The following is a 21,966-nucleotide window of genomic DNA, read 5'->3' as shown; positions in this document are numbered from 1 at the left end:
CCGATGTCCCAGCCGATCCAGGCCCGCGTGGGCGGGCACCTCGTGGGCGACGGGCAGCCGCTCCTGCTCATCGCCGGCCCCTGCGTCATGGAGGACGAGGCGCACGGCCTCCGCCACGCCCGGCGCGTGAAGGAGCTCGCCGCGAAGCACGGCCTGCCGGTGGTGTTCAAGGCCAGCTTCGACAAGGCCAACCGCTCCTCCGGCAAGAGCTACCGCGGGCCGGGCCTGGAGGCGGGGCTGGCCGCGTTCCAGGCGGTGAAGCGCGAGACCGGGCTGCCCTGCCTCACCGACGTGCACGAGACCTGGCAGGCCGAGCCGGCCGGGCGGGTGGTGGACGTGCTGCAGGTGCCGGCGTTCCTGTGCCGGCAGACCGACCTCGTCATCGCCTGCGCGCGCCACGGCCGCGCCGTGAACGTGAAGAAGGGCCAGTTCCTCGCGCCGCGCGAGATGCGCCACGCGATCGCGAAGTGCCGCGAGGGCGGCAACGAGAACGTGTTCCTCACCGAGCGCGGCGTCACCTTCGGCTACGGCAACCTGGTGGTGGACATGCGCGCCCTGGTGCAGATGCGCGAGCTGGGCGTGCCGGTGTGCATGGACGCGACCCACAGCGTGCAGATGCCGGGCTCCGGCGGCGACACCACCGCCGGCGACCGGCAGTTCGTGGCGCCGCTGGCGCGCGCCGCGGCGGCGGTGGGCATCGACGCGCTGTTCATGGAGATCCACGAGGATCCCGCGGTGGCGAAGTCCGACGGGCCCAACTCGCTCGACTTCCCCACCGCCGACCGCGTGCTCCGCGAGGTGCTGGCGGTCCGGCACGCGCTGGGGCAGCCGTGACCGAGGCCGAGCTCCTCGCGCGCGCCGCGCGCGTCCGGCTGGTGCTGCTGGACGTGGACGGGGTGCTCACCGACGGCCGGCTCTACTACGGCCCGGACGGCGAGGCGCTGAAGGTCTTCGACGTGAAGGACGGCCACGGCATCGTGCTCCTGCGCGAGCACGTCCCGTTCGGCGTCGTCTCCGGCCGGCCGGGCAAGGCCTCGGAGGCGCGCCTCCGCGAGCTGCGCTTCCAGCACCTCGTGTTCGGCGAGCGCGACAAGCTGGCCGGCTACGCGCGGCTGGCGCACCTCGGCATCCCGGACGCCGAGGTGGCGTACATGGGCGACGACGTGAACGACGTGCCGCTGCTCGCGAAGGTGGGCCTCGCCGCCTGCCCCGCCGACGCGCGGCCCGAGGCGAAGGCCGTCGCGCACCTCGTCACCGCCGCGCCCGGCGGCCGCGGCGCGGTCCGCGAGCTCTGCGACCTGCTGCTCCGCGCCCGCGGCCTGTAGGCCGGCCGCGCCGGGCCGAGGCCGCCCGGGGCTGACGATCGCCCCGGATCCCGTGCTAGCGTGCGCCCGCCATGGCCGTACCGCTCCGCAAGCGGATCAAGAGGAGCGTCCGCTCCGCGCTGGTCCGCGCCGTCCTCTGGATCCTGGGTCTCCTGCCCCTCGGCCCCGCCCTCGCGCTCGGCGGGCTGGTGGGCCGCGCCGGCTACCACCTCGCCCGCGGCACGCGGCGGCTCGCGCTCCGGAGCCTCGCCGTCGCGTTCCCCGAGAAGCCCGACGCCGAGCGCGAGGCCATCGCGCGCGCCATGTTCGTGCACCTCGGGCGCACCGCGCTCGAGCTCGCCGCCATCCGCAGCTACGACGCGCGGCTCGAGACCTACGTCGAGCTGTCGCCGCCCGGGCTGCTCCAGGAGGTCATCGCGCGCGGCCGGGGCATGGTGTTCGTCACCGGGCACGTGGGGAGCTGGGAGCTCCTCGCCCGGCGCATCGCGCGGGCCGGCATCCCGAACGCCGTCATCGCCAAGGCCGGCGGCGACGCCGCGCTGAACCGGCTGGCGGAGCGCTTCCGGGCGGCGGGCGGGGTCACCACGCTCTGGCGCGAGAACCCCGACACCGGCCGCGCCATCATCCGCACCTTCCGCCAGGGCAAGGCGCTCGGGCTGCTCATCGACCAGGACACGAAGGTCCAGGGCCTGTTCGTCCCGTTCTTCGGCCGGCTCGCGTACACGCCGCGCGCCGCGGCCGACCTCGCGCTCCGCTTCGGCGCGCCGGTGGTGGTCGGCACCATCCGCCGCCGCGGGCCGCGCGCCGGCGACGGCCACCTCCTCGAGTGCGTGGAGATCCCGTTCGCCGCCGACCCGCCCGACCGCGAGGCGGAGGCGGTCCGGCTCACCGCCGCCTGCTCTGCCGCCCTGGAGGCAGCCATCCGGCGGAACCCGGCCGAGTGGGTGTGGATGCACCAGCGCTGGAAGACGCGCCCCGAAGGCGAGAACCAGGCCGACGACCCCCAAGCAAAGGCAGTGCCGAAAAGCGCTGAGCTTTCACGCGGCTAGGGCGCCCGGGCATAAAGCAAGGTCTGTGCCTGTCGATCCACCAAGGAAAGAATGCTATGTTTCAGCGGCTTTGGATGCGGACGGCGGCCGGCTTGGCCGCCGCTCTCGCGCTCGGGCTCGGCACTGGATGCCAGCCCGCCCAGCCCGTGGAGGCGCGTGACGTGGTGCCTGAGCTGATGCTCGAGGGGGTTCGATTCCGCGTGTGGCGGGAGGCGGACCTGCGCGTCGAGGGCGAGGCACGCACCGCGACGCTGGAGCGCGACTCGACCCTGCTCCGGGCACGTGACGTCGTGGCCGTCCTCCCGCGCGGTGGGGACCCGGTGCGGATCGCCGCGCCGGAAGGCTCCGGGGTCCTGTCGGCTCACACCTTCGAGGCGCACGGCGGTGTCACGGTGCGTCACCGGGACGACGTGGCCCGGACGCCCAGCGCCCGGTACACGCCCGAGGGCGAGGGCGGGATGGTCCGCGGGGACCAGGCGCTCACGGTGGACGGGCGCGGCTACCGGCTCGAGGGCACCGGGTTCGTGCTCGACGCCGGCACCGGCGAGCTGACGCTGGGCGGGAGCCCGCGGCTGACCGGCGGGGGGGAGCTGCGGTGATCGCGCTCCTCGCCGCCGCGCTGCTCGCCGCCGCCCCGGCGCCGGCCCAGGGCAAGCCCGTGACCCGGCCTGCGCCCGCCGCGAAGGGCGCCGCGCGGGCGGCGCCGGACTACCGGGTGGACGCCGCCGAGGTCCGCTACGCGTTCCAGCGCCGCGAGGTGGTGTTCACCGGGAAGCCGGTGACGCTGACCCGCGACGACGCGGTGCTGACCTGCGCGCGGCTCGAGGCGAAGAACGACGAGGCGGGCGTGATCGAGACGGCGGTGTGCCGCGGCGACGTGAAGCTGGTCCGCGGCGAGCGCACCGTGACCTGCCAGACCGCCACCTACGAGAACGCGGCCGCGCGGGTGACCTGCGACGGCGCGGCGGTGCTGCGCGACCGCGGCACCGAGGCGCACGGCCGGCGGCTCGTGTACGAGCTGCGCACGGACGAGGTGAAGCTGGAGGGCGGCGGCGTGCCGGTCCGGATCACCGTGCCGGGCGCCGAGGTGGAGCAGCGGCGCCGCGAGCTGGACGCGCAGCGCAAGGGGCAGGCGAAGTGACCGCCGCCGGCGGCGACGCGCTCCTCAGGGCCGAGGGGCTGGTGAAGTCCTACCGCGGCCGCCGCGTGGTGGACGGCGTGTCCTTCCACGTCGCGCCCGGCGAGGTGGTGGGGCTGCTCGGCCCGAACGGCGCCGGCAAGACCACCTCGTTCAACATGGTGGTGGGGCTGGTGGTGCCGGAGCGCGGCAAGGTGACGCTCGGCGAGCACGACCTCACCCGGCTGCCCATGCACCGGCGGGCGCGGCTCGGCGTCGGCTACCTGCCGCAGGAGGCGTCGATCTTCCGCAAGCTCACGGTGCGGCAGAACTTCGTGGGCGTCCTGGAGGCGCTCGGCGTCGGGCGCGCCGAGCGGAACGAGCGCGCCGCGGCGCTGCTCGCCGAGTACCGGCTGGAGAAGGTCGCCGACTCGCTGGGCGAGCAGCTCTCCGGCGGCGAGCGGCGCCGCGCCGAGGTGGCGCGCAGCCTGCTCTCCAGCCCCCGCTACATCCTGTTCGACGAGCCGTTCGCCGGCGTGGATCCGATCGCGGTGGGCGAGCTGCAGCGCCTCATCGGCGGCCTGCGCGATCGCGGCATCGGCGTCCTCATCACCGACCACAACGTGCGCGAGGCGCTCGGCATCTGCGGGCGCGCGTACATCCTCTCCTCGGGCTCGATCCTCGAGCAGGGGACGCCCGTCGAGATCGCCGCGAGCCCGCGCGCGCGGGCCGTGTACCTCGGCGACAAGTTCAGGCTGGACGACCACCAGCCAGCGGAGCCTCGATGAGCCTCGAGCTGAAGCAGCACCTCAAGATGACCCAGCAGCTGGTGATGACGCCCCAGCTGCAGCAGGCCATCAAGCTCCTGCAGCTCTCGCGCATGGAGCTGGTCGATCTCATCCGCACCGAGATGACCGAGAACCCCATGCTGGAGGGGGCGGACGAGAACGACGAGCAGGCGGTGCCCGACGGCGCCAGCCCCGCCGAGCAGGCCGAGATCGAGGCGAAGCCCGAGCACAAGGAGGCGGAGAAGGCCGAGGAGGTGAAGGGCGAGGAGGGCGCGAACGAGATCGACTGGGACCAGTACCTCGACCAGTACCAGCTCCAGGGCCACACCGCGCCGTCCAACCGCGGCCTCTCCGACGAGGAGCTGCCCGGCTACGAGGCCACGCTCACCAAGAAGACCGACCTCGTCGACCACCTGGTGTGGCAGCTGCGCCTCTCGAACTTCACGCCCGAGGAGGAGCAGGTCGCGATGCTCATCATCGGGAACCTCGACGACGACGGCTACTTCAAGATGCCGGCGGTGGAGGGCGAGGCCGACGAGGCCACCTCGCGCGATCCGCTGGTGCGGGTGGCGTTCGAGTCGGGGCAGGGCATCGAGGTCGCCGAGCGGGTGCTGCGGAAGGTGCAGACCTTCGACCCGATCGGCGTCGCCGCCCGCGACCTGCGCGAGTGCCTGCTGATCCAGGTGGTCGCGATCAACGCCGACACGCCCGAGATCGTCGCGATCATCGAGCGCCACCTGAAGCACCTCGAGTCGAAGAACTATCAGGCCATCGCCAAGGACCTGAAGGTTCCCATCGAGGAGGTGGTGAAGGCGGTGAAGGTGATCAGCCGCCTCGAGCCGAAGCCGGGCCGCGCCTACTCCGGCGAGGAGGCGCAGTACATCACCCCCGACGTCTACGTGCACAAGATGGGCGACAAGTACGTCACCGTCCTCAACGACGACGGCCTCTCGAAGCTGCGCATCTCCGGCATGTACCGCGCCGCGCTGAAGAACGGCGAGGCGGGCAAGGCCAAGGAGTACATCCAGGAGAAGCTGCGCAGCGCGGTGTGGCTCATCCGCTCCATCCACCAGCGGCAGCGGACCATCTACAAGGTCACCGAGTCGATCGTGAAGTTCCAGCGCGACTTCCTCGACAAGGGGATCGCCCACCTGAAGCCGCTCATCCTGCGAGACGTGGCCGAGGACATCGGGATGCACGAGTCCACCGTCTCGCGCGTCACCACGAACAAGTACGTCCACACGCCGCAGGGCATCTACGAGCTGAAGTTCTTCTTCAACTCCGCGATCCAGAAGACCGGCGGCGACGAGATCGCGAGCGAGGCGGTGAAGAACCACATCCGCCAGATCGTCGCGGCCGAGGACCCGAAGCACCCGCACTCCGACCAGAAGATCGTCGAGCTCCTGAAGGGCCAGAACATCGAGATCGCCCGCCGCACCGTCGCGAAGTACCGCGAGGTGCTGGGGATCCTGCCCAGCTCGAAGCGCAAGAAGTACTTCTAGCCGCGGACGGCGTCCCGGGATCCGGCGACGGGCGGCGGGGCGACCCGGCCCGCGGCGGCCGGCCGGGCGCCCGATCGCGGGAGCGCCGAGGCCCCGTCAGGCCCGGGGCGCGGGCGATCGCGGAGATCGATCGCGGCGGCCCTGGGGTATTATGACCTCGACATGTTGCCAGCTCCGGCAGCATTCGCGGCCGCGGCACCGACGGGACACAGAACCCGCCGGACCGCGGCCGAAGCATTTGCGGTCCTCCCAAGGAGGCGGTTCATGCAGGTGAACATCACCTTCCGGCATCTGGATCCCACCGAAGCCCTCAAGGCCCACGTCCGCGATCGCGTCGAGCGCGTGCAGAAATACATCGACCGCCCGACCGAGGCGTACGCGGTCCTCCACCTGGAGAACCTGAAGCACCACGCAGAGCTGACCGTGAAGGCGGGGCGGTTCCTGCTGCGCGGCACCGCCAAGACCGGGGACATGTACGCGTCGATCGACGCGGCCGCGGACAAGATCGAGCGGCAGCTGAAGAAGCACAAGGAGAAGCTCCAGAACCACAAGGCCGCCCCCGCGGCGCCGGAGCAGCCGCCGGTGGACGTGCGCCACGACGTGCTCGGGATCCTCGAGGACCCGTCGCGCCCCAGCCACAAGGTGATCAAGAGCACCGAGTTCCAGGCGAAGCCCATGTCGCTCGACGAGGCGATCCTCCAGCTCGACCTCCTCGACGCGCACTTCTACGTGTTCCAGAACGCGGAGGACCGGAGCATCAACGTGGTGTACCGGCGCGACGACGGGAACGTCGGCCTCATCGAGGCGCACCCGGCCTGATCGCGGCGGCGGGGCGCGGCGTCCCAGGGCGCCGCGTCCCGCCCGTCGCGGCGTCCCCCGCGCGACCCGCCGGCCCCTCGCCTTGCCTTCTTGCCCACACGTTGCCACCTGTGTTAGCTGACGCCGGTCCGCCATGAAGATCGTCGAGTTCCTCCGGTCCGACGCCGTGATCGCCAGCCTCTCCGGGCAGGCGGCGCCCGCCGTGCTGGCCGAGCTGGTCCGTCCGCTCGCCGCCAGCCAGAAGGTCGACGGGCAGCGGCTGGTCGAGACGCTGCTCGATCGCGAGAAGCTCGGCTCGACCGGCATCGGCGAGGGCGTGGCCATCCCGCACGGCAAGGTCCCCGGCCTGCCCGGCCTGATGGCGAGCTTCGGCCGCTCCGCGGGCGGCGTGGACTTCCGCGCCATCGACGGCAAGCCCACCCACCTGTTCTTCGCGCTGTTCGCCCCCGAGAACTCGGCCGGCACGCACCTCAAGGCGCTCGCCCGGATCAGCCGGATCTTCAAGAACCCGGCCTTCCGCGAGGCGATCATGAAGGCGCCCGACGCGGCCGAGATCTACCGCCTCATCGAGGCCGAGGACGCGAAGTACTGACGTCCGACCGGGCGCCCGCCGGGCGGCCGACCGACCTGCCACGCTGCGCCGTAACTCCCCGCGAACACGGGGATTCCCTGCGTCGTCACGGCGCTCGGGGACTGCCCCGCCTGGGTTTGACGTCGAGCGGAGCGGACAGGTATGGTCCCGCCCGGCGAACGCGACCCATCCCCGCCCCTCCCGATCGCGCCGGTCGCGCCGGCGGGGGCACCGGTCCCGGTCGCGTCCGGCCCGGGAGGAAGCGAGCGGTGGGATCCATCATGAAGATCGACTGCAGCGGCATGCGCTGCCCGCAGCCGGTGTTGAAGCTGGCGGTCGAGACCGCCGAGACGCCGTCCGGCACGATGGTCGAGATCACCGGCGATTGCCCCACGTTCGAGAAGGACATCCGCACCTTCTGCGAGCGTCGCCGCAAGACGCTGCTCTCGGTCCGCGGCGACGGCGTGAAGACGGTGATCCAGATACAGTACTGAGCGAGCGGCCGATCTGCGTGGGGCGCGCCGCGGGAACCACGATGGCGTCGCCGAGCCGGACCGGCCTCTACTTCTGCCGCTGCGGGCCGAACCTCGGGCGCGCGGTGCGGCTGCCGGATCTCTCCGCGCCCGGCGCGTTCCCGGCCGCCGCCGACGTGGCGGTGCACGACGTGCTCTGCTCGCCGGAGGGGCAGGCGTGGCTCGCCGAGCGGATCCGCGCGGGCGGGATCGAGCGCGTGGTGCTCGGGGCCTGCTCGCCGCGCGAGCACGAGCACACCTTCCGCGGCGTCCTCGCCGGCGCGGGGCGCTCGCCCTGGCAGCTCCACATGGTGAACCTGCGCGAGCAGGCCGAGTGGCTGGGCGGCGCGCCGGCGGACGTGACCGCGCGCGCCCGGCGCCTCGTGGCCGCGGGGCTGGCGCGGGTGGCGCTGCAGCGCCCGCTGCCGGAGGGCGACGTCGAGGTGAGCGCCGACGCGCTGGTGGTGGGCGGCGGCGCGGCCGGGATCTCGGCGGCGCTGGCGCTCGCGCAGAAGGACCGGAAGGTCGTGCTGGTGGAGCGCGCGCACGCGCTGGGCGGGCTCGCGAACCGGCTCGACGAGGTGTTCCCGGACCTCGCCTGCGCCAGCTGCTTCATGGAGCCGGCGCTCGACCGCGTGCTGCACTCGGACCGCGTCGAGGTGATCACCGGCGCCGAGGTCCGGCGCGTGCGCGGCTCGGCCGGGCGGTTCACGGTGGAGCTGGCCATCGCGCCGCGCCACGTGGATCCGGTCGCGTGCCTGGGCTGCGCCGAGGTGTGCGGCGCCGCCTGCCCGGTCGAGGTGGCGGATCCGTCCGGCGGCGGGCCGGCCCGCAAGGCCATCCACCTGCCGTACCCGGGGTGCCTGCCGCACGCGGCGGTGGTGGACCGGGCGGCGTGCCTGCCCGGCTGCGCCGCCTGCGCCGACGCCTGCCCGTTCGGCGCGGTGCGCCTCGACGAGGGTCCGCGCCGGCGCGAGGTGGAGGTGGGCGCGATCGTGATCGCGACCGGCCTCGAGCCCGGCGCGGTGGAGGGGCCGGAGGGGCTCGTGTCCTCCTGGCAGCTCGAGCGGATGCTCCACCCGGACGGCCCCACCGGCGGCGCGCTGCGCGGCGCGGGTGGGCGGACGCCGCAGGCGGTGCTGCTCGCCACCAGCGCGGCGGAGGCGGACGGGGAGCTGGCGCTGCGGGAGGTGCTGAAGCTCGCGCAGCGGGTCCGCGCCCGGCTGCCCTCGGCGCGGGTGGCCGTCGCGGGCGGTCTCGATCGCGCGCCGCAGCTCGCCGGCCTCGCGGCCGCGCTCCGGCGCGACGGGGTCGAGCTGCTCGCGGGCGCGCTCGTCGAGGGCGGCGTCGCGGCGGCGGACGGGGCGCTGGAGGTCCGGCTCGCGGAGCCCGGCGGCGGCACCACGCGCCGGCGGGCGGACCTGGTGGCGGTCCACGCGCCGTCGCGCGGCTCGGGCGGCGTCGCCGCGCTCGCCGCGCTGCTGCGCCTCGCGCCCGACGGCCGCGGCTTCCTCGTGGACGGCGGCGCGAGCCCGTTCGAGCCCACCGCCAGCCGCACCGCCGGCGTGTACGTGGCCGGCGCGGCCGCCGGCCCGCGGAGCGTCCGCGACGCCATCCGCGACGGCGCCGCCGCGGCCGGCCAGGTGCTCGCCACGCTGCGCCCGGGGGAGCGGCGCGCGCTCGAGCCGCTCGCCGCCGAGGTGGACGCCGCGCTGTGCGGCGGCTGCGGGATGTGCGTCGCCGCCTGCCCGTTCGGCGCGATGGTGATCGACGGCGCGGACGGGAAGGCGAGGGTGCTGGCGGTGGACTGCCGCGGCTGCGGCACGTGCGCCGCGGCCTGCCCGACCGGCGCGGCCAGCGCCCGCCACTTCACCCGCACCCAGATCGCGGCGGAGATCTCCGCGCTGCTGGCGGGGAGGTGAGCGGGGTGGCCCACGAGCCGCGCATCGTGGCGTTCCTGTGCAACTGGTGCGCGTACGCCGCCGCGGACCGCGCCGGGCAGCAGCGCCTGGAGATGCCGCAGAGCCTGCTCACGGTGCGCGTCATGTGCACCGGGCGGGTGGAGCCGGCGTTCGTGCTCCAGGCCTTCCGCGAGGGCGCCGACGGCGTGCTGGTGGCCGGCTGCCACCCGGGCGAGTGCCATTACCTCGACGGCAACCTGCGCGCCGCCGCCCGCGGCGCGGTGCTGGCGGGGGCGCTCGAGCAGGCGGGCATCGAGCCGGCGCGCTTCCGGATGACGTGGGCGGGCGCGAACGAGGCGGAGCGGCTCGCCGGCGAGGTGCGCGACATGACCGCGGCGCTCCGGGCGCTCGGGCCGCTCGACTACGCGCGGCGCGCGCTCGACGGCGCAGCGCTCGCCCTCGCCGCCGCCGATCCCGCGCCGCCGCCGCTCTCCCCGCGCGCGCCCGGGAAGCCGCGCGTCGCCTTCTACTGGAACGCCTCCTGCGGCGGCTGCGAGGAGGCGGTGGTGGACCTGGGCGACGGCTTCGCCGGCCTGCTGGAGCGCGTCGAGGTGGTGCTCTGGCCGGTCGCGACCGACCACAAGCGCGCCGACGTGGAGGCGCTGCCCGACGGCGGGATCGACCTCGCGTTCGTGAACGGCGCGGTGCGCCTCGACGAGCAGGAGGACTGGGCCCGGCTGCTGCGCCGCAAGGCGCGCACGCTGGTGGCGTTCGGCGCCTGCGCGCACCTGGGCGGCGTGGTGGGGCTCGGGAACCTCTCCGAGCCGGAGGCGCTGCTCGAGGCCGCCTACCGCGCGCCGCCCAGCGTCGCGAACCCGGACGCGCCGCTGCCCGGCGGGCCGGTGCGCGTGGAGGGCGCGGCGCTCTCCCTGCCGGTGCTCCTGCCGCGCACGCTCACGCTCGCCGACGTGGTCCCGGTGGACTACACCATCCCCGGCTGCCCGCCCTCGCCGGCGGTGGTGCAGGCCGCGCTCGACGCGCTGCTCGGCGACGCGCCGCCGCCGCGGGGCGCGGTGCTCGCGCCGGACGTCTCGCTCTGCGAGGCCTGCCCGCGCAAGGGCTCGCGGCCCGAGCGCATCGCGCTCCAGGCGCTCCGCCGGCTCGCGACCTCCGCCGTCGATCCCGACCTGTGCTTCCTCGCCCAGGGGCTCGTGTGCATGGGCCCGGCCACGCGCCAGGGATGCCAGCCCGGCTGCGTCGAGGCGGGGATGCCCTGCCGCGGCTGCTTCGGGCCGCTCGACGGCGTGCGCGACGGCGGCGCGGCCATGCTCTCCGGCTTCGCCTCGCTGCTGGGCGGCGCCGACCCGGCGGCGCTCGGCGCGGCGGTGCCGGATCCGGCGGGTACGTTCTGGCGCTACTCCTACGCGGCGGCGCTGCTGCCGCGCCGGGTGCGGCCGGCCGGGCCGGAAGGCGAGGCGGGCGCGTGACGCGGCGGATCACCATCGACCCCATCACCCGGCTCGAGGGGCACGGGAAGATCGAGATCCTGCTCGACGACGCCGGCGACGTGGAGAGCGCGTTCCTGCAGGTGCCGGAGCTGCGCGGCTTCGAGCGCTTCTGCGTGGGCCGCCCGGCCGAGGAGATGCCGCAGCTCACCGCGCACGTGTGCGGCGTGTGCCCGGCGGCGCACCACCTCGCCGCGGTGCAGGCGCTCGACGCGCTCTACGCCGTCGAGCCGCCGCCGGCGGCCCGGCTCGCCCGCGCGCTCTACTACCAGCTGTTCATCTTCGAGGACCACCTCCTCCACTACTGGTACATGGGCGGGCCGGACTTCTACGCCGGCTCGGACGCGCCCGCGCCCATGCGCAACATCCTGGGCGTGCTCGCGAAGGTGGGCGCGGACCTCGGCAAGCGGATCCTCTCCGCCCGGCGCGAGGCGCGCGAGCTGATGGCGGCGCTGGCCGGGCGCACCGTGCACCCGGTGTTCGCGCTGCCGGGCGGCATCTCGAAGGCGGTGGACGCCGCCACGGTGCAGCGGGCGCGCGCGCTCGCGCCCGGGCTGGTGCGCTTCGCCGAGGACACGCTCGCCTCGTTCCGCGCGGCGGTGCTCGACCACCCGGAGTACTCGGAGGCGCTCGCCAGCGACGCGTACCGGGTGCGCTGCCACTCGATGGGCATGGTGGACGCGGACGGCCGGCTCGCGTTCCTGGACGGGCGGCTGCGGGTGATCGACCCCGCCGGCGACGAGCTGGCGACGTTCGCGCCGCGCGACTGGCTCGACCACCTGGCAGAGCGGGTCGAGCCGTGGACCTACGCGAAGCTCACGTATCTGAAGTCGAAGGGCTGGACCGGCTTCACCGAGGGCGACGACACCGGCCTGTACCGCGTGGGCCCGCTGGCGCGGCTCAACGTCGCTCGCGCCATGGCCACGCCGCGCGCCGAGGCGGAGCGGCAGCGGCTGTTCGAGGCGCTGGGGTGGCCGGCGCACCAGACGCTCGCGTTCCACTGGGCGCGGCTGGTCGAGGCGCTCCAGGCGGCGGAGACCGCGCAGCGGCTCGCGGAGGATCCGCGCCTCGGCGATCCGCACGTGCGCGAGGTGCCGGCGCCGCTGCCCGGGCCGCGCCAGGGCGTCGGCGCGGTGGAGGCGCCGCGGGGCACGCTCTTCCACCACTACGCCGCCGACGCGGACGGGATCCTCACCGCCGCGAACCTGGTGGTCGCCTCGCAGCACAACGCGGCGCCGGTGCAGGTCTCGGTGCGCAAGGCGGCGAAGGGGCTCATCCGCGGCGGGAAGGTGGACGCGGCGCTGCTGAACCGCCTGGAGATGGCGTTCCGGGCGTACGATCCGTGCAACGCCTGCGCGTCGCACGCGCTGCCCGGCGAGCTGCCGCTGGTGGTCACGGTGCGCGGTGCCGACGGCGCGGTGCGCGAGGTGATCCGGCGGCGCGTGCCGGAGGACGTGGACTGAGGCTGCCGAGCATGGACCCTGAACGGCCAGCGAGCGCAGCGAGCCCGCCGGGGCGCCGCCGCGTCAGCGGCGAAGCCGCCCGCGGCGGCGCACGGGACCCGGCGAGCAGGGTGGGGGCCCGCGGAGCTTCGCTCCGTGGGGCGGGGCGCAGCCCCGTCAGATCGGTCCTCATCCTGTGCCTGGGCAACCCGCTCCGCCGCGACGACGCGGTGGCGCTGCACGTGGCCGCGCGGCTGGCGGCGCGGCCGGAGCCGGGCGTCGAGGTCCGCACCAGCGCGCAGGCCGGCCTGTACCTGCTCGACGACATGGAGGGCTTCGACCGCGTGGTGGTGGTGGACGCGGTGCGGACCGGCGCGGCGCCGCCGGGCACCGTCCACGCGCTGCCGCTCGAGGCCATCCACGCCCCGGGCGGTCCCTCGCCGCACGCCATCGGCCTCCCCTCCGCGGTGGCCCGCGCCCGCGCCGCCGGCGCTCCGGTCCCGTCGCGGATCCAGCTCGTGGCGGTGGAGGTCGAGATCCTGGACGAGGTCGGCGAGGGGCTCACCCCGGCGGTGGCCGCGGCCGTCCCGGCGGTGGAGGCGGCGGCGCGCGAGGCGGCCCGCGCGCTGGCGGACGCCGCCGGTTAGACGATCCGGCGTGCTGCTCGCCGAGCTCGCCGAGGTCTCCCGCGCGGTGGCCGCCACCCCGGCGCGCCTGGAGAAGGTCGCGCTACTCTCGGAGGCGCTGCGCCGGCTCGCGCCGGACGAGCGCGCGGTGGGCGCGAGCTGGCTCGCCGGCGACCTGGCCGGCGGGCGCGTCGGGATCGGCGCGGCCACGCTGCGGGCGGCGCTCGAGGCGGCGCCCCCGGGTGCCGCCGGGCCGGGGCTCACGGTGGGGGAGGTGGACGCCGCGCTCCGCCGGATCGCCGCCGCGGCCGGTCCGGGATCCGGCGCCGCGCGGCGCCGGGAGCTGGACGCGCTGCTCGCCCGCGCCGGTGATCCGGAGCGGCGGTTCCTGGCGGCCCTCGTCCTCGGCGAGCTGCGCCAGGGCGCGCTGGAGGGCGTCCTCTCCGACGCGGTGGCGCGGGTCGCGGGGCTCCCCGGCGCCGAGGTGCGGCGCGCAGCGATGCTCGCCGGCGCGCTGCCGCCGGTGGCGGAGGCGGCGCTGGCCGAGGGGGCCGCCGGGCTGGCGCGCTTCCGGCTGCGGGTGGGCGAGCCGGTGTCGCCCATGCTGGCGCAGACCGCGGCCGGCGTGGACGAGGCGCTCCGGGCGCTCGGCGGCGAGGCGGCGCTGGAGTGGAAGCTGGACGGCGCGCGCATCCAGGCGCACCGCGACGGCGACGAGGTCCGGGTGTTCTCGCGCTCGCTCCGGGAGGTGACCGCGGCGGTGCCCGAGGTGGTGGCGCTCCTGCGCGCCGCGCCCGAGCCGCTGCTCGTGCTCGACGGCGAGGCCATCGCGCTCCGCGCCGACGGCACGCCCGAGCCGTTCCAGGTCACCATGCGGCGCTTCGGCAGGAAGCTCGACGTGGAGCGGCTCGCGCCGGACCTGCCGCTGACGGCGTTCTTCTTCGACGCGCTGGTGGCGGGCGGCGGGGAGCTGCTGGGCGCCCCGGAGCGCGAGCGCTGGGCGGCGCTCGAGCGGGCGATCCCGGCGGAGCGCCGCGTCCCGCGGCTCGTCACGGGCGACGCGGCCGAGGCCCGGGCGTTCCTGGAGGAAGCCCTCGCCCGCGGCCAGGAGGGCGTGGTGGCGAAGGCGCTCGACGCACCGTACGAGGCCGGCCGCCGCGGCGCCGCGTGGCTGAAGGTGAAGCGCGCGCACACGCTCGACCTGGTGGTGCTCGCGGCGGAGTGGGGCAGCGGCCGGCGCCGCGGCTGGCTCTCCAACCTGCACCTCGGCGCGCGCGACCCGGCGACCGGGGAGTTCGTGATGCTCGGCAAGACGTTCAAGGGCATGACCGACGCCATGCTGGCGTGGCAGACCGAGCGGCTGAAGGCGCTCGCCACCGGCCCGCTCGACGCCTGGCAGGTCCCGGTGCGTCCGGAGCTGGTGGTGGAGGTCGCGTTCGACGGGATCCAGGCCAGCCCGCGCTATCCCGGCGGCCTCGCGCTCCGCTTCGCGCGCGTGAAGCGCTACCGCGAGGACAAGCGCCCCGAGGACGCCGACACGATCGAGACGGTGCGGGGATTGTACGGAGGGTGAACGGGCGGGCGGACCGTGGGCAGTCGGTGGGGCAGGCTGTGAAGGTGCGAGGGCGTCCGGGAGCGGTTCGGCGTGCCGGAACCGTGGCCGCGAGATCGGCCTGCGAGAGGCCCGAGGGCGGGGCGGGGGCGCGGTGCCGGAGCTGGCGGGACGCGGGCTCGGGGCTCGGAGGAGACGTCGAGGTCGAGGTCGGTAGCGGAGGCGACGAGCTGGTCGCGGGCTGCCTCGCCGAGGAGGGTGGGGCGCTATTTCATGCGCATGAAATAGAACGACCCGTTCGCGGTCGGCGACGCAGCGACGCGGGGGGCCTTCTCCGGCAGTCGCACTCGCAGCGATCGCACCCGAGCTCATTTCGGGCGCCCGAAACGCGGCGTTCCCACATCCACGCTCGCCATCAGCCGACCGAAGGTGAGCAGGGAGGGGGCCCCGCGCAGCGGGGGAGGGGCGTAGCCCCTCGCCGCGGGGACCTCGCGCGCGCCCGCGCAGGCGGGCGCGCGAGGTCACGGGCCCCGCGCAGCAGGAGTGGGGCCCCGACGGCTCCGCCGGCGGGGCGAGGGCGCAGCCCTCGTTCCTAATGATTCACGAAGTGGAACAGCCGGTTCCACCGCGGCCCGCCCGGCCCCCAGGACGCGAGCGCGATCCAGGCGCGGCCCTTGATGCGGCCGACGGGCACGGGGCCGAACACGCGGCTGTCGGCGGAGTGGTCGCGGTGGTCGCCGGCGAGCCACACCGTGCCCTCGGGAACCTTCTGCGCCGGCACGTCACCGCACTCCTGGTACGGGGTGCAGTAGGTGTGGTAGCGGTGCGGCCCGAGCTGCTCGAGCGCGTCCACGCACGGCTCCTCGCGCCAGCCGGAGCCCTCGGGGCGATCCCAGTAGCTGCACGAGCCGGCGATGCGCTCGCGGGGCACGGGCTGGCCGTTCAGCACCAGGTGCCCGTCGAGGATCTCGACCGTGTCGCCGCCGACCGCCACCACGCGCTTGATGAGGTCGTCGTCGCGCGGGTTCCCGGGGGGCGCGAGCAGCACCACGATGTCACCGCGCTTCGGGGTGGCCCAGGTGGCCTGCGCGGTCGCCGTGAACGGCAGCCGCGCGCCGTAGGCCCACTTCTCCACGATGACGTAGTCGCCGATCTCCAGCGTCGGCAGCATCGAGCCCGACGGGATGTAGACGGCCTCGTAGAGGAACGTCCGGAAGGCGAGCACCGCGAGGATGGTGAGCGTCCAGCCCCGTACCTCTCTCATCACCTTCGCTCTGTCCACGCGCCGCCGCTCTCCTATTCGATCCGCATCGCCTCCACCGGGTCGAGCTTGGAGGCTCGGGCGGCCGGGTAGATGCCGAACAGCAACCCGGCCCCGCAGGCGGAGGCGAGGGAGAGTATCACCGCCCACGCCGGGATGCTCGCCGGAACGTCGAACACCGTCCGGGCGCCCAGGGCGAGCCCGGCGCCGACCAGCACGCCCACCAGGCCGCCCAGGCCGGAGAGCGTGATCGACTCGAGCAGGAACTGCATCAGGATGCGGCCGCGCCGGGCGCCCAGCGCCATCCGGACGCCGATCTCCCGGGTCCGCTCGGTCACCGACACGAGCATGATGTTCATGACGCCGATGCCGCCGACCAGCAGCGCCAGCGCGCACACGCCGAACGTGGCCGCGCCCACCATCCGCGCCAGGTTGTCGAACATCTCCGCCGAGGTGTCGTTGGAGAACAGCTCGAAGTCGTTCTCCTCCTGCGGCCCGAGCCCGCGCAGCCGACGCAGCGCCGCGACCACCTCGTCCATCGCCACCGGCAGGTCCTCGGGCGAGGTGGCCTGGATGGCGATGTTGTTGTTGCGGTTCCTCCCGAACGCGACCTCGTAGGCCGTCCAGGGCACGACCGCCCAGGAGTCCTTCGACTGGCCGAAGATGCTGCCCTGCTTCATCGAGACGCCGATGATCTCGAACGGCACGCCGCGGATGCGGACCTCGCGGCCGATCGGATCCATCTTCGGGAACAGCACGTCCACCACGTCGGTGCCCACGAACACCACCCGGCGCCCGAGCAGCACGTCGGTGCTGGTGATGAACCGGCCCTGGCCGACGGTCACGCCGTTGGCGGGCTCGTAGTCCGGCAGCACCCCGCCGATGGCGATCTCGCGCCGGGTGGCCCGCTCCGGCGTGGAGAGCACCACCGCGCCCTCGCCGCCGCCCGGGTACTCCTCGATCGACACGAACTTCACGTGCGGGAGCGACCGGAGCGCCTCGCCCTGGGCGCGGGTGAGCGGCGGGCGCTGCTCGTACTTGCGCCAGTCGATCGGGCCGAAGTTCATGTGCGGCCACTTCTGCACCTGGAACGCGCCCGCGCCGAGCATGGCGAAGTCGGTCGTCATCTTGAGGCGGAGCCCCTCGGTGAGCGACATCATCGCCACCACCGTGCAGGCGCCGATCACGATGCCGAGCAGCGTCAGCATCGACCGCAGCACGTTGCCGCGCAGCGTGCCGATGGCCATCGCCAGCGTGTCGAGGAAGGCGTTCATTCGTACCTCAGCGCCTCGACCGGATCGAGGCGCGCGGCGCGCCAGGCCGGCCAGGAGCCGAACAGCAGGCCCACGCCCGCGGAGAAGCCCAGGCCGAGCGCCACCGCAGACGGCGTCACCGCGGCCGCGAGCGGCGTGAGCAGCGCCACGAGCTGCGCCACCCCCAGCCCGAGCGTGGTCCCGACCGCGCCGCCCAGCGCCGCCACCACCGACGACTCGATCAGGAACTGCAGCAGGATGGTGCGCCGCCGGGCCCCGAGCGCCCGCCGCACCCCGATCTCGCGGGTCCGCTCGGTCACCGACACCAGCATGATGTTCATGATGCCGATGCCGCCCACCACCAGCGTGATGAGCCCCACGCCGATGGCGACGCCGTACAGCGCGCCGGTGAGCTGGCGGTAGATGCGCAGGAACTGCTCCTGCCGGTTGATGGCGAAGTCGTCCTTCTTGTCGGGCGGGACGTGCCGGACCCGGCGCAGCACGCCGACGATCTGGTCCTCGAGCGCGGAGAGGTTCTCCGGCGCGGCCGCCACCGCCAGGTTGAGCGAGCGCTTCGCGCCGAGGTCGCGCAGGAACGTGGTGAACGGCATGGTCACGTTGCTGTCCATGTCCATGCCCAGCATCTGCCCGCGCTTCGCCATCACCCCCACCACCGTGAACGGGTGGCCCTCCAGCGTGACGCGCTGGCCGAGGACGCTCTCCGGCGAGGCGCCCGGGAACAGCCGCTCCGCCACCGCGTGGCCCAGCACCGCGACGGCGCGCTCGAGGTCCACGTCGGTGTCGGTGAGGAAGCGGCCCGCCTGCACCGAGCCGGCCCCGGTGTCGAGGTAGCGCGCGTTCGTGCCGATGAGCTGGACGCCGGACAGCTCCTTGTCGAGCCGGGTGACCGTGCCGCGCGTGCCGGCCTGCGGGGCCACCGCCGTGGCGAGCGTCACCTCGCGCTCCACCGCGGCCAGCTCGCGCTTGCCGAGGTCCTTGCGGTTCCGCATCTCCCACCACTCGCCGCGGCCCTGCGCCAGCCAGGCGAACTTGGAGACGTAGAGCGTGTTCGCGCCCAGGTTCGCGATCTGCCCCTCGAACGAGTGGTTCAGCCCCTGGATGATGGCGACGATGGCGATCACCGTCATGACGCCGATGACGATGCCGAGCGTGGTGAGGAAGCTGCGCAGGCGCGCGCCGACGAGCGACTCGAGCGCGATGCGCACCGCCTCCGCGAGCTCCGCGCCGGCGCGGACGAAGGCCCGGGTGACGCGGTTCATGCGTGGACCGCCCGGGCGCCGGACAGCGCCACCTCGGCGCCGGGGCCGTCGCCCACCACCCGGCCGTCCGACAGCCGGATGGCGCGCGGGCAGCGCGCCGCCAGCCGCGGCTCGTGGGTGACGAGGATGATGGTGTGGCCGCGCTGGTGCAGCTCGGAGAAGAGCCGGATGATCTCCTCGCCGGTGGCGGAGTCGAGGTTGCCGGTGGGCTCGTCGGCGAGCAGGATCGACGGCTCGCCCACCAGCGCGCGCGCGATGGCGACGCGCTGCCGCTGGCCGCCGGACAGCTCGTTGGGCCGGTGCGTCATGCGGTGCCCGAGGCCGACCGCCCGCAGCGCCCCCTCGGCGCGGGCGCGCCGCTCGCGGCGGGGTACCCCGCGGTACACCAGCGGCAGCTCCACGTTCTGCACCGCGCTGGCGCGCGGCAGGAGCTGGAACGTCTGGAACACGAACCCGATCTCCTTGTTGCGCAGGTCCGCGAGCTGGTCGTCGGCGAGCCCCTCCACGTCCGAGCCGTTCAGGCGGTAGACCCCGGCGCTGGGCGTGTCGAGGCAGCCGAGCAGGTTCATGAGCGTGGACTTGCCCGAGCCGGACTGGCCCACGATCGCGACCCACTCCCCGCGCTCGATGGTGAACGACACGCCGTCGAGCGCGCGCACGGTCTCGCCGCCCACCACGTAGTGCCGGTGAAGCTCCTCGACGACGATGAGCGGCTCGGCCACGGCTAGCCCTTCTTCCCGCCGGCGCCCGGCTTGCCGCCCAGCGGCTCCTCGTTGACGCGCTTGCCGTCGGCGAGCTCGCGCGAGAGCACGCGGTACGGGCCCTCCACCACCTTCTCGCCCTCCTTCAGGCCGGAGGTGATCTCGAGCTCGGTGTCGCTGGCGAGGCCGGTCTCGACCGGGCGGATCTTCGCCACCCCGTCCTCGATCACGAACACCACCTTGCGCAGCGGATCGCGCTTCGCCTTCTTCTGGCCGGCGCCCTGGGCCGGCGCGGGCGGCCCCTCCGGCGCGGGGCCGGCGCCGGTCAGCTCGCGCTCGGGCCGGACGGTCACCGCCTGGATCGGCACCACCACCGCGCTGTCGCGCGTGTCGGTCGCGATGGACGCCTGCGCGCTCATGCCGGGCAGCGCGTTCTGGACCGGGTGGTCGAGCGCGAGCCGCACGAAGAACGTGGTCACCTCGCCCTCGGTGCCCTGGTTCTTCACGGTGGCGTTGCGCGCCACCTCCACCACGGTCGCCGGGAACTTCTGGTCCGGGAAGGCGTCGATCTCGACCTCGGCGGTGTCGCCCTCCTTCACGTAGACGACCTCGTGCTCGCCCACCTCGATCTTCGCCTCCATCTTGGAGAGCGTGGAGATGATGAGCACCACGTCCTCGGACAGGTCCGAGCCGCGCACGCGCTCGCCCGCGGTCTTCTGGCGCTTGGTGATGACGCCGTCGATCGGCGAGGCGAGCGTGGTGAGCGAGAGCGCGTGGCGCGCCTCGCTGAGCGCCGCCTCGGCCTGGGCCACCCGCTCGACCGCCGCCTGCTGGCGGGCCCGCTCCGCGCCGAGGTTGGAGCGGGCGGTGTCGAGCTCGGCCGCGCTGGCGTTGCCGGTCTTCACCAGCCGCTCCACCCGGGCCAGCTCCTGCTCGAGCTGCGCGACCTTCACCTTCTCCAGCTCGACGTCGGCGGCGGCGCTGGCGCGCGCGGCGGTCTGCTGCGCCACCTGCGCGGTGTAGCGCCGCGAGTCCACCTTGCCGAGCACCTGGCCCTTCTTCACCAGGTCGCCCTCGTGCGCGTCGAGCTCGAGCAGGTCGCCCGACACGTTCGCGGAGAGCTTCACCTCGGTGGCCGCCTGGAGCTTGCCGGCGGCGGTGACGAGGCGGGTGATGGGCCCGCGCTTCGCCGCCACCGCCTGGATGCCGATGGGCGGCGGCGGCTTCGGGCGGAGCGCGGAGACGGTGATGGCGACCACCGCCGCCACGAACAGGCCGGCGAGGATCCGCTTGCCCCAGCTCATGCGCGGCTGCGGCGGGAGGGCGGCGAGCACCGGGGCGTCGGGGGCCGGGGCAGCGTGGTCGGGGGAGGGCATCGGGAGCGGGTTCTGCGTGGCCATCTAGAGCGTTCCTCCCGCGGCGCGCGCCAGGTCGGCGACCGCCACGGCGTGATCGATGCGGGACTCGAGGAGCGAGAGCTCCGCCTGCGTCAGCTTGAGATTGGCGTCGCGGAGCTCGAGCTGGTTGGCGAGGCCCGCCTCCAGCCGCTCGGTGGCGAGCGCCAGGGACTGTTGCGCGATGGTGAGCGTGTCGGTGGCGAGCGCCACCTGCCGGGCGAGCGCCACCGTCGCCGCCCGCGCGTCGCCGATCTCCTTCGCGACCGCCTGCAGCGTGCGGTCCTCGTCGGCGCGGGCGCGGTCGAGCGAGGCCGAGGCGCGCTGCACGCGGGCGGAGGTGCCGAACCCCTCGAACAGGTTCCAGGAGAGGACCACCTGGGCGGAGGCGCTGTAGTCGCGCGCGGGATCGCCGTAGACGCCGCCCTGGCCGCCGAGCACCGTGCCCTGCCGCGCGTAGGAGCCCACCGCCGAGACCGTGGGCAGGTAGCCGGCCTGCGCGCCGCCGACCCCGGCGCGGGCCGCGTGCACCGAGGCCGCCTGGGCCAGCACCGCCGGGCGGCGCTCGCGGGCGCGGGCGAGGAGCGCGTCGGCCGGGGGAGGCTCGGCGCCGGGGACGCCGGGCGCGTCGATCGCGGCGGGCGCCACCACCGAGATCGCCTCGGCGTCGATGCGCCCGAGCACCTGGGCGAGCGCGGTGCGCGCCTGCGCCACCCGGATGCGCTGCCCCTCCACCGCGATCCGGTCGTTCTGCAGGTTCACCCGGGCCGAGTAGGTGTCGCTCTTCGGCGCGCGGCCGGCGGTGAACAGCGCCTCGGCGCGGTCCACCAGCTCCTGCGAGCGCGTCACGGTCTTCTGCAGCACCTCGAGGCTCCGCTCCTGCTTCACGAGGTCGTAGAAGCGGCGGGTGACCTCGAAGGAGACGGACAGCGCGGTCTCGTCGTAGCCGCGGTCGCTGGCGCGGGCGCCCCAGCGGGCGCGGTCGAGATCCTTGAAGCGGGCCCAGTCGAAGAGCGGCTGCGAGAGCGAGAGCGAGGCGCTGTAGGCCTCGGAGTCGCTCGCCGCGCCGACCACGGTCACCTGCCCGGTGATCGGGTCGATGAGCGCACCGGCGCCGGTGGAGCGGCCGATGAAGCTGTGGCCGAAGCCCGCGTCGAGGTCGAGGCGCGGCAGCACCGCGGCGCGCGCCTGGCCGCGGTCGGCGGCGGCCATGCCGCGGTCGGCGCGGGCCATGGAGAGGTCGGCATTGGCGCGCGCGGCCTGCGCGAGCGCGTCGTCGAGCGTGATGGGGGCCTGGGCGCGCGTCGCGGAGGCGAGGGCGAGGAGGAGCGCGGCGGCGAGGGATCGCATGCGGTCTCGGATCCTTGT

The 21,966-nt window shown here is 74.8% G+C and carries 21 protein-coding genes; 15 read left to right on the top strand and 6 right to left on the bottom strand.

Annotated elements, in window-relative coordinates; all coding sequences use genetic code 11:
• Window positions 1-3 precede the first annotated feature (3 nt).
• From kdsA to ANAEK_RS21535, 15 genes are all read left to right on the top strand, one after another.
• Window positions 4-834, top strand: a complete 831-nt coding sequence (gene kdsA, locus ANAEK_RS21605; protein ID WP_012528259.1) for a 3-deoxy-8-phosphooctulonate synthase — start codon at window positions 4-6, stop codon at window positions 832-834.
• Complete coding sequence (locus ANAEK_RS21600; RefSeq protein WP_012528258.1) at window positions 831-1,325, top strand: HAD family hydrolase; 495 nt, start codon at window positions 831-833, stop codon at window positions 1,323-1,325. Before kdsA ends, ANAEK_RS21600 begins: the two co-directional genes overlap by 4 nt.
• 71 nt (window positions 1,326-1,396) lie before the next feature.
• Complete coding sequence (locus tag ANAEK_RS21595) at window positions 1,397-2,374, top strand: lysophospholipid acyltransferase family protein (protein ID WP_012528257.1); 978 nt, start codon at window positions 1,397-1,399, stop codon at window positions 2,372-2,374.
• 161 nt (window positions 2,375-2,535) lie between these two features.
• Window positions 2,536-2,973: a hypothetical protein gene (locus ANAEK_RS21590; protein WP_232288309.1), complete on the top strand. Its 438-nt coding sequence runs from the start codon at window positions 2,536-2,538 to the stop codon at window positions 2,971-2,973.
• Window positions 2,970-3,515, top strand: coding sequence for an LptA/OstA family protein (locus ANAEK_RS21585; protein ID WP_012528255.1), 546 nt, complete (start codon window positions 2,970-2,972; stop codon window positions 3,513-3,515). Before ANAEK_RS21590 ends, ANAEK_RS21585 begins: the two co-directional genes overlap by 4 nt.
• Window positions 3,512-4,279 (top strand): LPS export ABC transporter ATP-binding protein, encoded by a 768-nt coding sequence (gene lptB, locus ANAEK_RS21580; protein WP_012528254.1) that lies wholly within the window; start codon window positions 3,512-3,514, stop codon window positions 4,277-4,279. The genes ANAEK_RS21585 and lptB overlap by 4 nt, the downstream gene beginning before the upstream one ends.
• A complete protein-coding gene (gene rpoN / locus ANAEK_RS21575) occupies window positions 4,276-5,781 on the top strand; it encodes an RNA polymerase factor sigma-54 (RefSeq protein ID WP_012528253.1) in 1,506 nt (501 codons plus the stop codon). The genes lptB and rpoN overlap by 4 nt, the downstream gene beginning before the upstream one ends.
• A 264-nt stretch (window positions 5,782-6,045) precedes the next feature.
• Window positions 6,046-6,600 (top strand): ribosome hibernation-promoting factor, HPF/YfiA family, encoded by a 555-nt coding sequence (hpf, locus tag ANAEK_RS21570; RefSeq protein ID WP_012528252.1) that lies wholly within the window; start codon window positions 6,046-6,048, stop codon window positions 6,598-6,600.
• Window positions 6,601-6,733: 133 nt separating this feature from the next.
• On the top strand, window positions 6,734-7,192 hold the full coding sequence (locus ANAEK_RS21565; RefSeq protein ID WP_012528251.1) for a PTS sugar transporter subunit IIA: 459 nt from the start codon (window positions 6,734-6,736) through the stop codon (window positions 7,190-7,192).
• A 260-nt stretch (window positions 7,193-7,452) separates the two neighbouring features.
• Entirely contained in the window at window positions 7,453-7,665 is a 213-nt protein-coding gene (locus tag ANAEK_RS21560; RefSeq protein WP_232287372.1) for a sulfurtransferase TusA family protein, read from the top strand.
• A gap of 41 nt (window positions 7,666-7,706) precedes the next feature.
• The gene (locus tag ANAEK_RS21555) at window positions 7,707-9,605 is read left to right on the top strand and encodes a 4Fe-4S dicluster domain-containing protein (RefSeq protein WP_012528249.1); all 1,899 of its coding nucleotides are present in this window, start codon (window positions 7,707-7,709) and stop codon (window positions 9,603-9,605) included.
• 5 nt (window positions 9,606-9,610) lie between these two features.
• Window positions 9,611-11,071 carry a hydrogenase iron-sulfur subunit gene (locus ANAEK_RS21550; protein ID WP_012528248.1) on the top strand — a complete coding sequence of 487 codons (1,461 nt, stop codon included), beginning with the start codon at window positions 9,611-9,613 and terminating at the stop codon, window positions 11,069-11,071.
• Window positions 11,068-12,552, top strand: a complete 1,485-nt coding sequence (locus ANAEK_RS21545) for a Ni/Fe hydrogenase subunit alpha (RefSeq protein WP_012528247.1) — start codon at window positions 11,068-11,070, stop codon at window positions 12,550-12,552. The genes ANAEK_RS21550 and ANAEK_RS21545 overlap by 4 nt, the downstream gene beginning before the upstream one ends.
• A 110-nt stretch (window positions 12,553-12,662) precedes the next feature.
• The gene (locus ANAEK_RS21540; protein ID WP_012528246.1) at window positions 12,663-13,178 is read left to right on the top strand and encodes a hydrogenase maturation protease; all 516 of its coding nucleotides are present in this window, start codon (window positions 12,663-12,665) and stop codon (window positions 13,176-13,178) included.
• 10 nt (window positions 13,179-13,188) lie between these two features.
• Complete coding sequence (locus tag ANAEK_RS21535) at window positions 13,189-14,730, top strand: ATP-dependent DNA ligase (RefSeq protein ID WP_012528245.1); 1,542 nt, start codon at window positions 13,189-13,191, stop codon at window positions 14,728-14,730.
• Window positions 14,731-15,301: 571 nt separating this feature from the next.
• On the opposite strand, the gene lepB is transcribed toward ANAEK_RS21535, so the two are convergent.
• From lepB to ANAEK_RS21505, 6 genes are read right to left on the bottom strand one after another with little or no spacing between them, the layout of a single operon-like run.
• Window positions 15,302-15,991 (bottom strand): signal peptidase I, encoded by a 690-nt coding sequence (gene lepB, locus ANAEK_RS21530; RefSeq protein WP_232288307.1) that lies wholly within the window; start codon window positions 15,989-15,991, stop codon window positions 15,302-15,304.
• Between the two features lie 14 nt (window positions 15,992-16,005).
• Complete coding sequence (locus ANAEK_RS21525) at window positions 16,006-17,244, bottom strand: ABC transporter permease (RefSeq protein ID WP_012528243.1); 1,239 nt, start codon at window positions 17,242-17,244, stop codon at window positions 16,006-16,008.
• On the bottom strand, window positions 17,241-18,503 hold the full coding sequence (locus ANAEK_RS21520) for an ABC transporter permease (RefSeq protein ID WP_012528242.1): 1,263 nt from the start codon (window positions 18,501-18,503) through the stop codon (window positions 17,241-17,243). The genes ANAEK_RS21525 and ANAEK_RS21520 overlap by 4 nt, the downstream gene beginning before the upstream one ends.
• Window positions 18,500-19,225 (bottom strand): ABC transporter ATP-binding protein, encoded by a 726-nt coding sequence (locus tag ANAEK_RS21515; protein WP_012528241.1) that lies wholly within the window; start codon window positions 19,223-19,225, stop codon window positions 18,500-18,502. The genes ANAEK_RS21520 and ANAEK_RS21515 overlap by 4 nt, the downstream gene beginning before the upstream one ends.
• A gap of 2 nt (window positions 19,226-19,227) precedes the next feature.
• Window positions 19,228-20,604: an efflux RND transporter periplasmic adaptor subunit gene (locus ANAEK_RS21510; protein ID WP_012528240.1), complete on the bottom strand. Its 1,377-nt coding sequence runs from the start codon at window positions 20,602-20,604 to the stop codon at window positions 19,228-19,230.
• Complete coding sequence (locus tag ANAEK_RS21505; protein ID WP_012528239.1) at window positions 20,605-21,948, bottom strand: TolC family protein; 1,344 nt, start codon at window positions 21,946-21,948, stop codon at window positions 20,605-20,607.
• Between the last annotated feature and the right edge of the window lie 18 nt (window positions 21,949-21,966).

Origin of the sequence: Anaeromyxobacter sp. K (genome assembly GCF_000020805.1) — a bacterium.
In the GTDB taxonomy this organism is placed as follows: Bacteria; Myxococcota; Myxococcia; order Myxococcales; family Anaeromyxobacteraceae; genus Anaeromyxobacter; species Anaeromyxobacter dehalogenans.
The sequence above is the reverse complement of the archived record's forward strand: the minus strand, read 5'-3'. Positions and strand labels throughout refer to the sequence as shown.

Bases quoted from the DNA above. Each gene is read 5' to 3' on its own strand.
- ANAEK_RS21510 (WP_012528240.1), bottom strand. From the start codon at position 20,604: ATGGCCACGCAGAACCCGCTCCCGATGCCCTCCCCCGACCACGCTGCC.
- kdsA (WP_012528259.1), top strand. From the start codon at position 4: ATGTCCCAGCCGATCCAGGCCCGCGTGGGCGGGCACCTCGTGGGCGAC.
- ANAEK_RS21555 (WP_012528249.1), top strand. From the start codon at position 7,707: ATGGCGTCGCCGAGCCGGACCGGCCTCTACTTCTGCCGCTGCGGGCCG.
- hpf (WP_012528252.1), top strand. From the start codon at position 6,046: ATGCAGGTGAACATCACCTTCCGGCATCTGGATCCCACCGAAGCCCTC.
- ANAEK_RS21525 (WP_012528243.1), bottom strand. From the start codon at position 17,244: ATGAACGCCTTCCTCGACACGCTGGCGATGGCCATCGGCACGCTGCGC.
- ANAEK_RS21595 (WP_012528257.1), top strand. From the start codon at position 1,397: ATGGCCGTACCGCTCCGCAAGCGGATCAAGAGGAGCGTCCGCTCCGCG.
- ANAEK_RS21505 (WP_012528239.1), bottom strand. From the start codon at position 21,948: ATGCGATCCCTCGCCGCCGCGCTCCTCCTCGCCCTCGCCTCCGCGACG.
- rpoN (WP_012528253.1), top strand. From the start codon at position 4,276: ATGAGCCTCGAGCTGAAGCAGCACCTCAAGATGACCCAGCAGCTGGTG.
- ANAEK_RS21565 (WP_012528251.1), top strand. From the start codon at position 6,734: ATGAAGATCGTCGAGTTCCTCCGGTCCGACGCCGTGATCGCCAGCCTC.
- ANAEK_RS21520 (WP_012528242.1), bottom strand. From the start codon at position 18,503: ATGAACCGCGTCACCCGGGCCTTCGTCCGCGCCGGCGCGGAGCTCGCG.
- ANAEK_RS21560 (WP_232287372.1), top strand. From the start codon at position 7,453: ATGAAGATCGACTGCAGCGGCATGCGCTGCCCGCAGCCGGTGTTGAAG.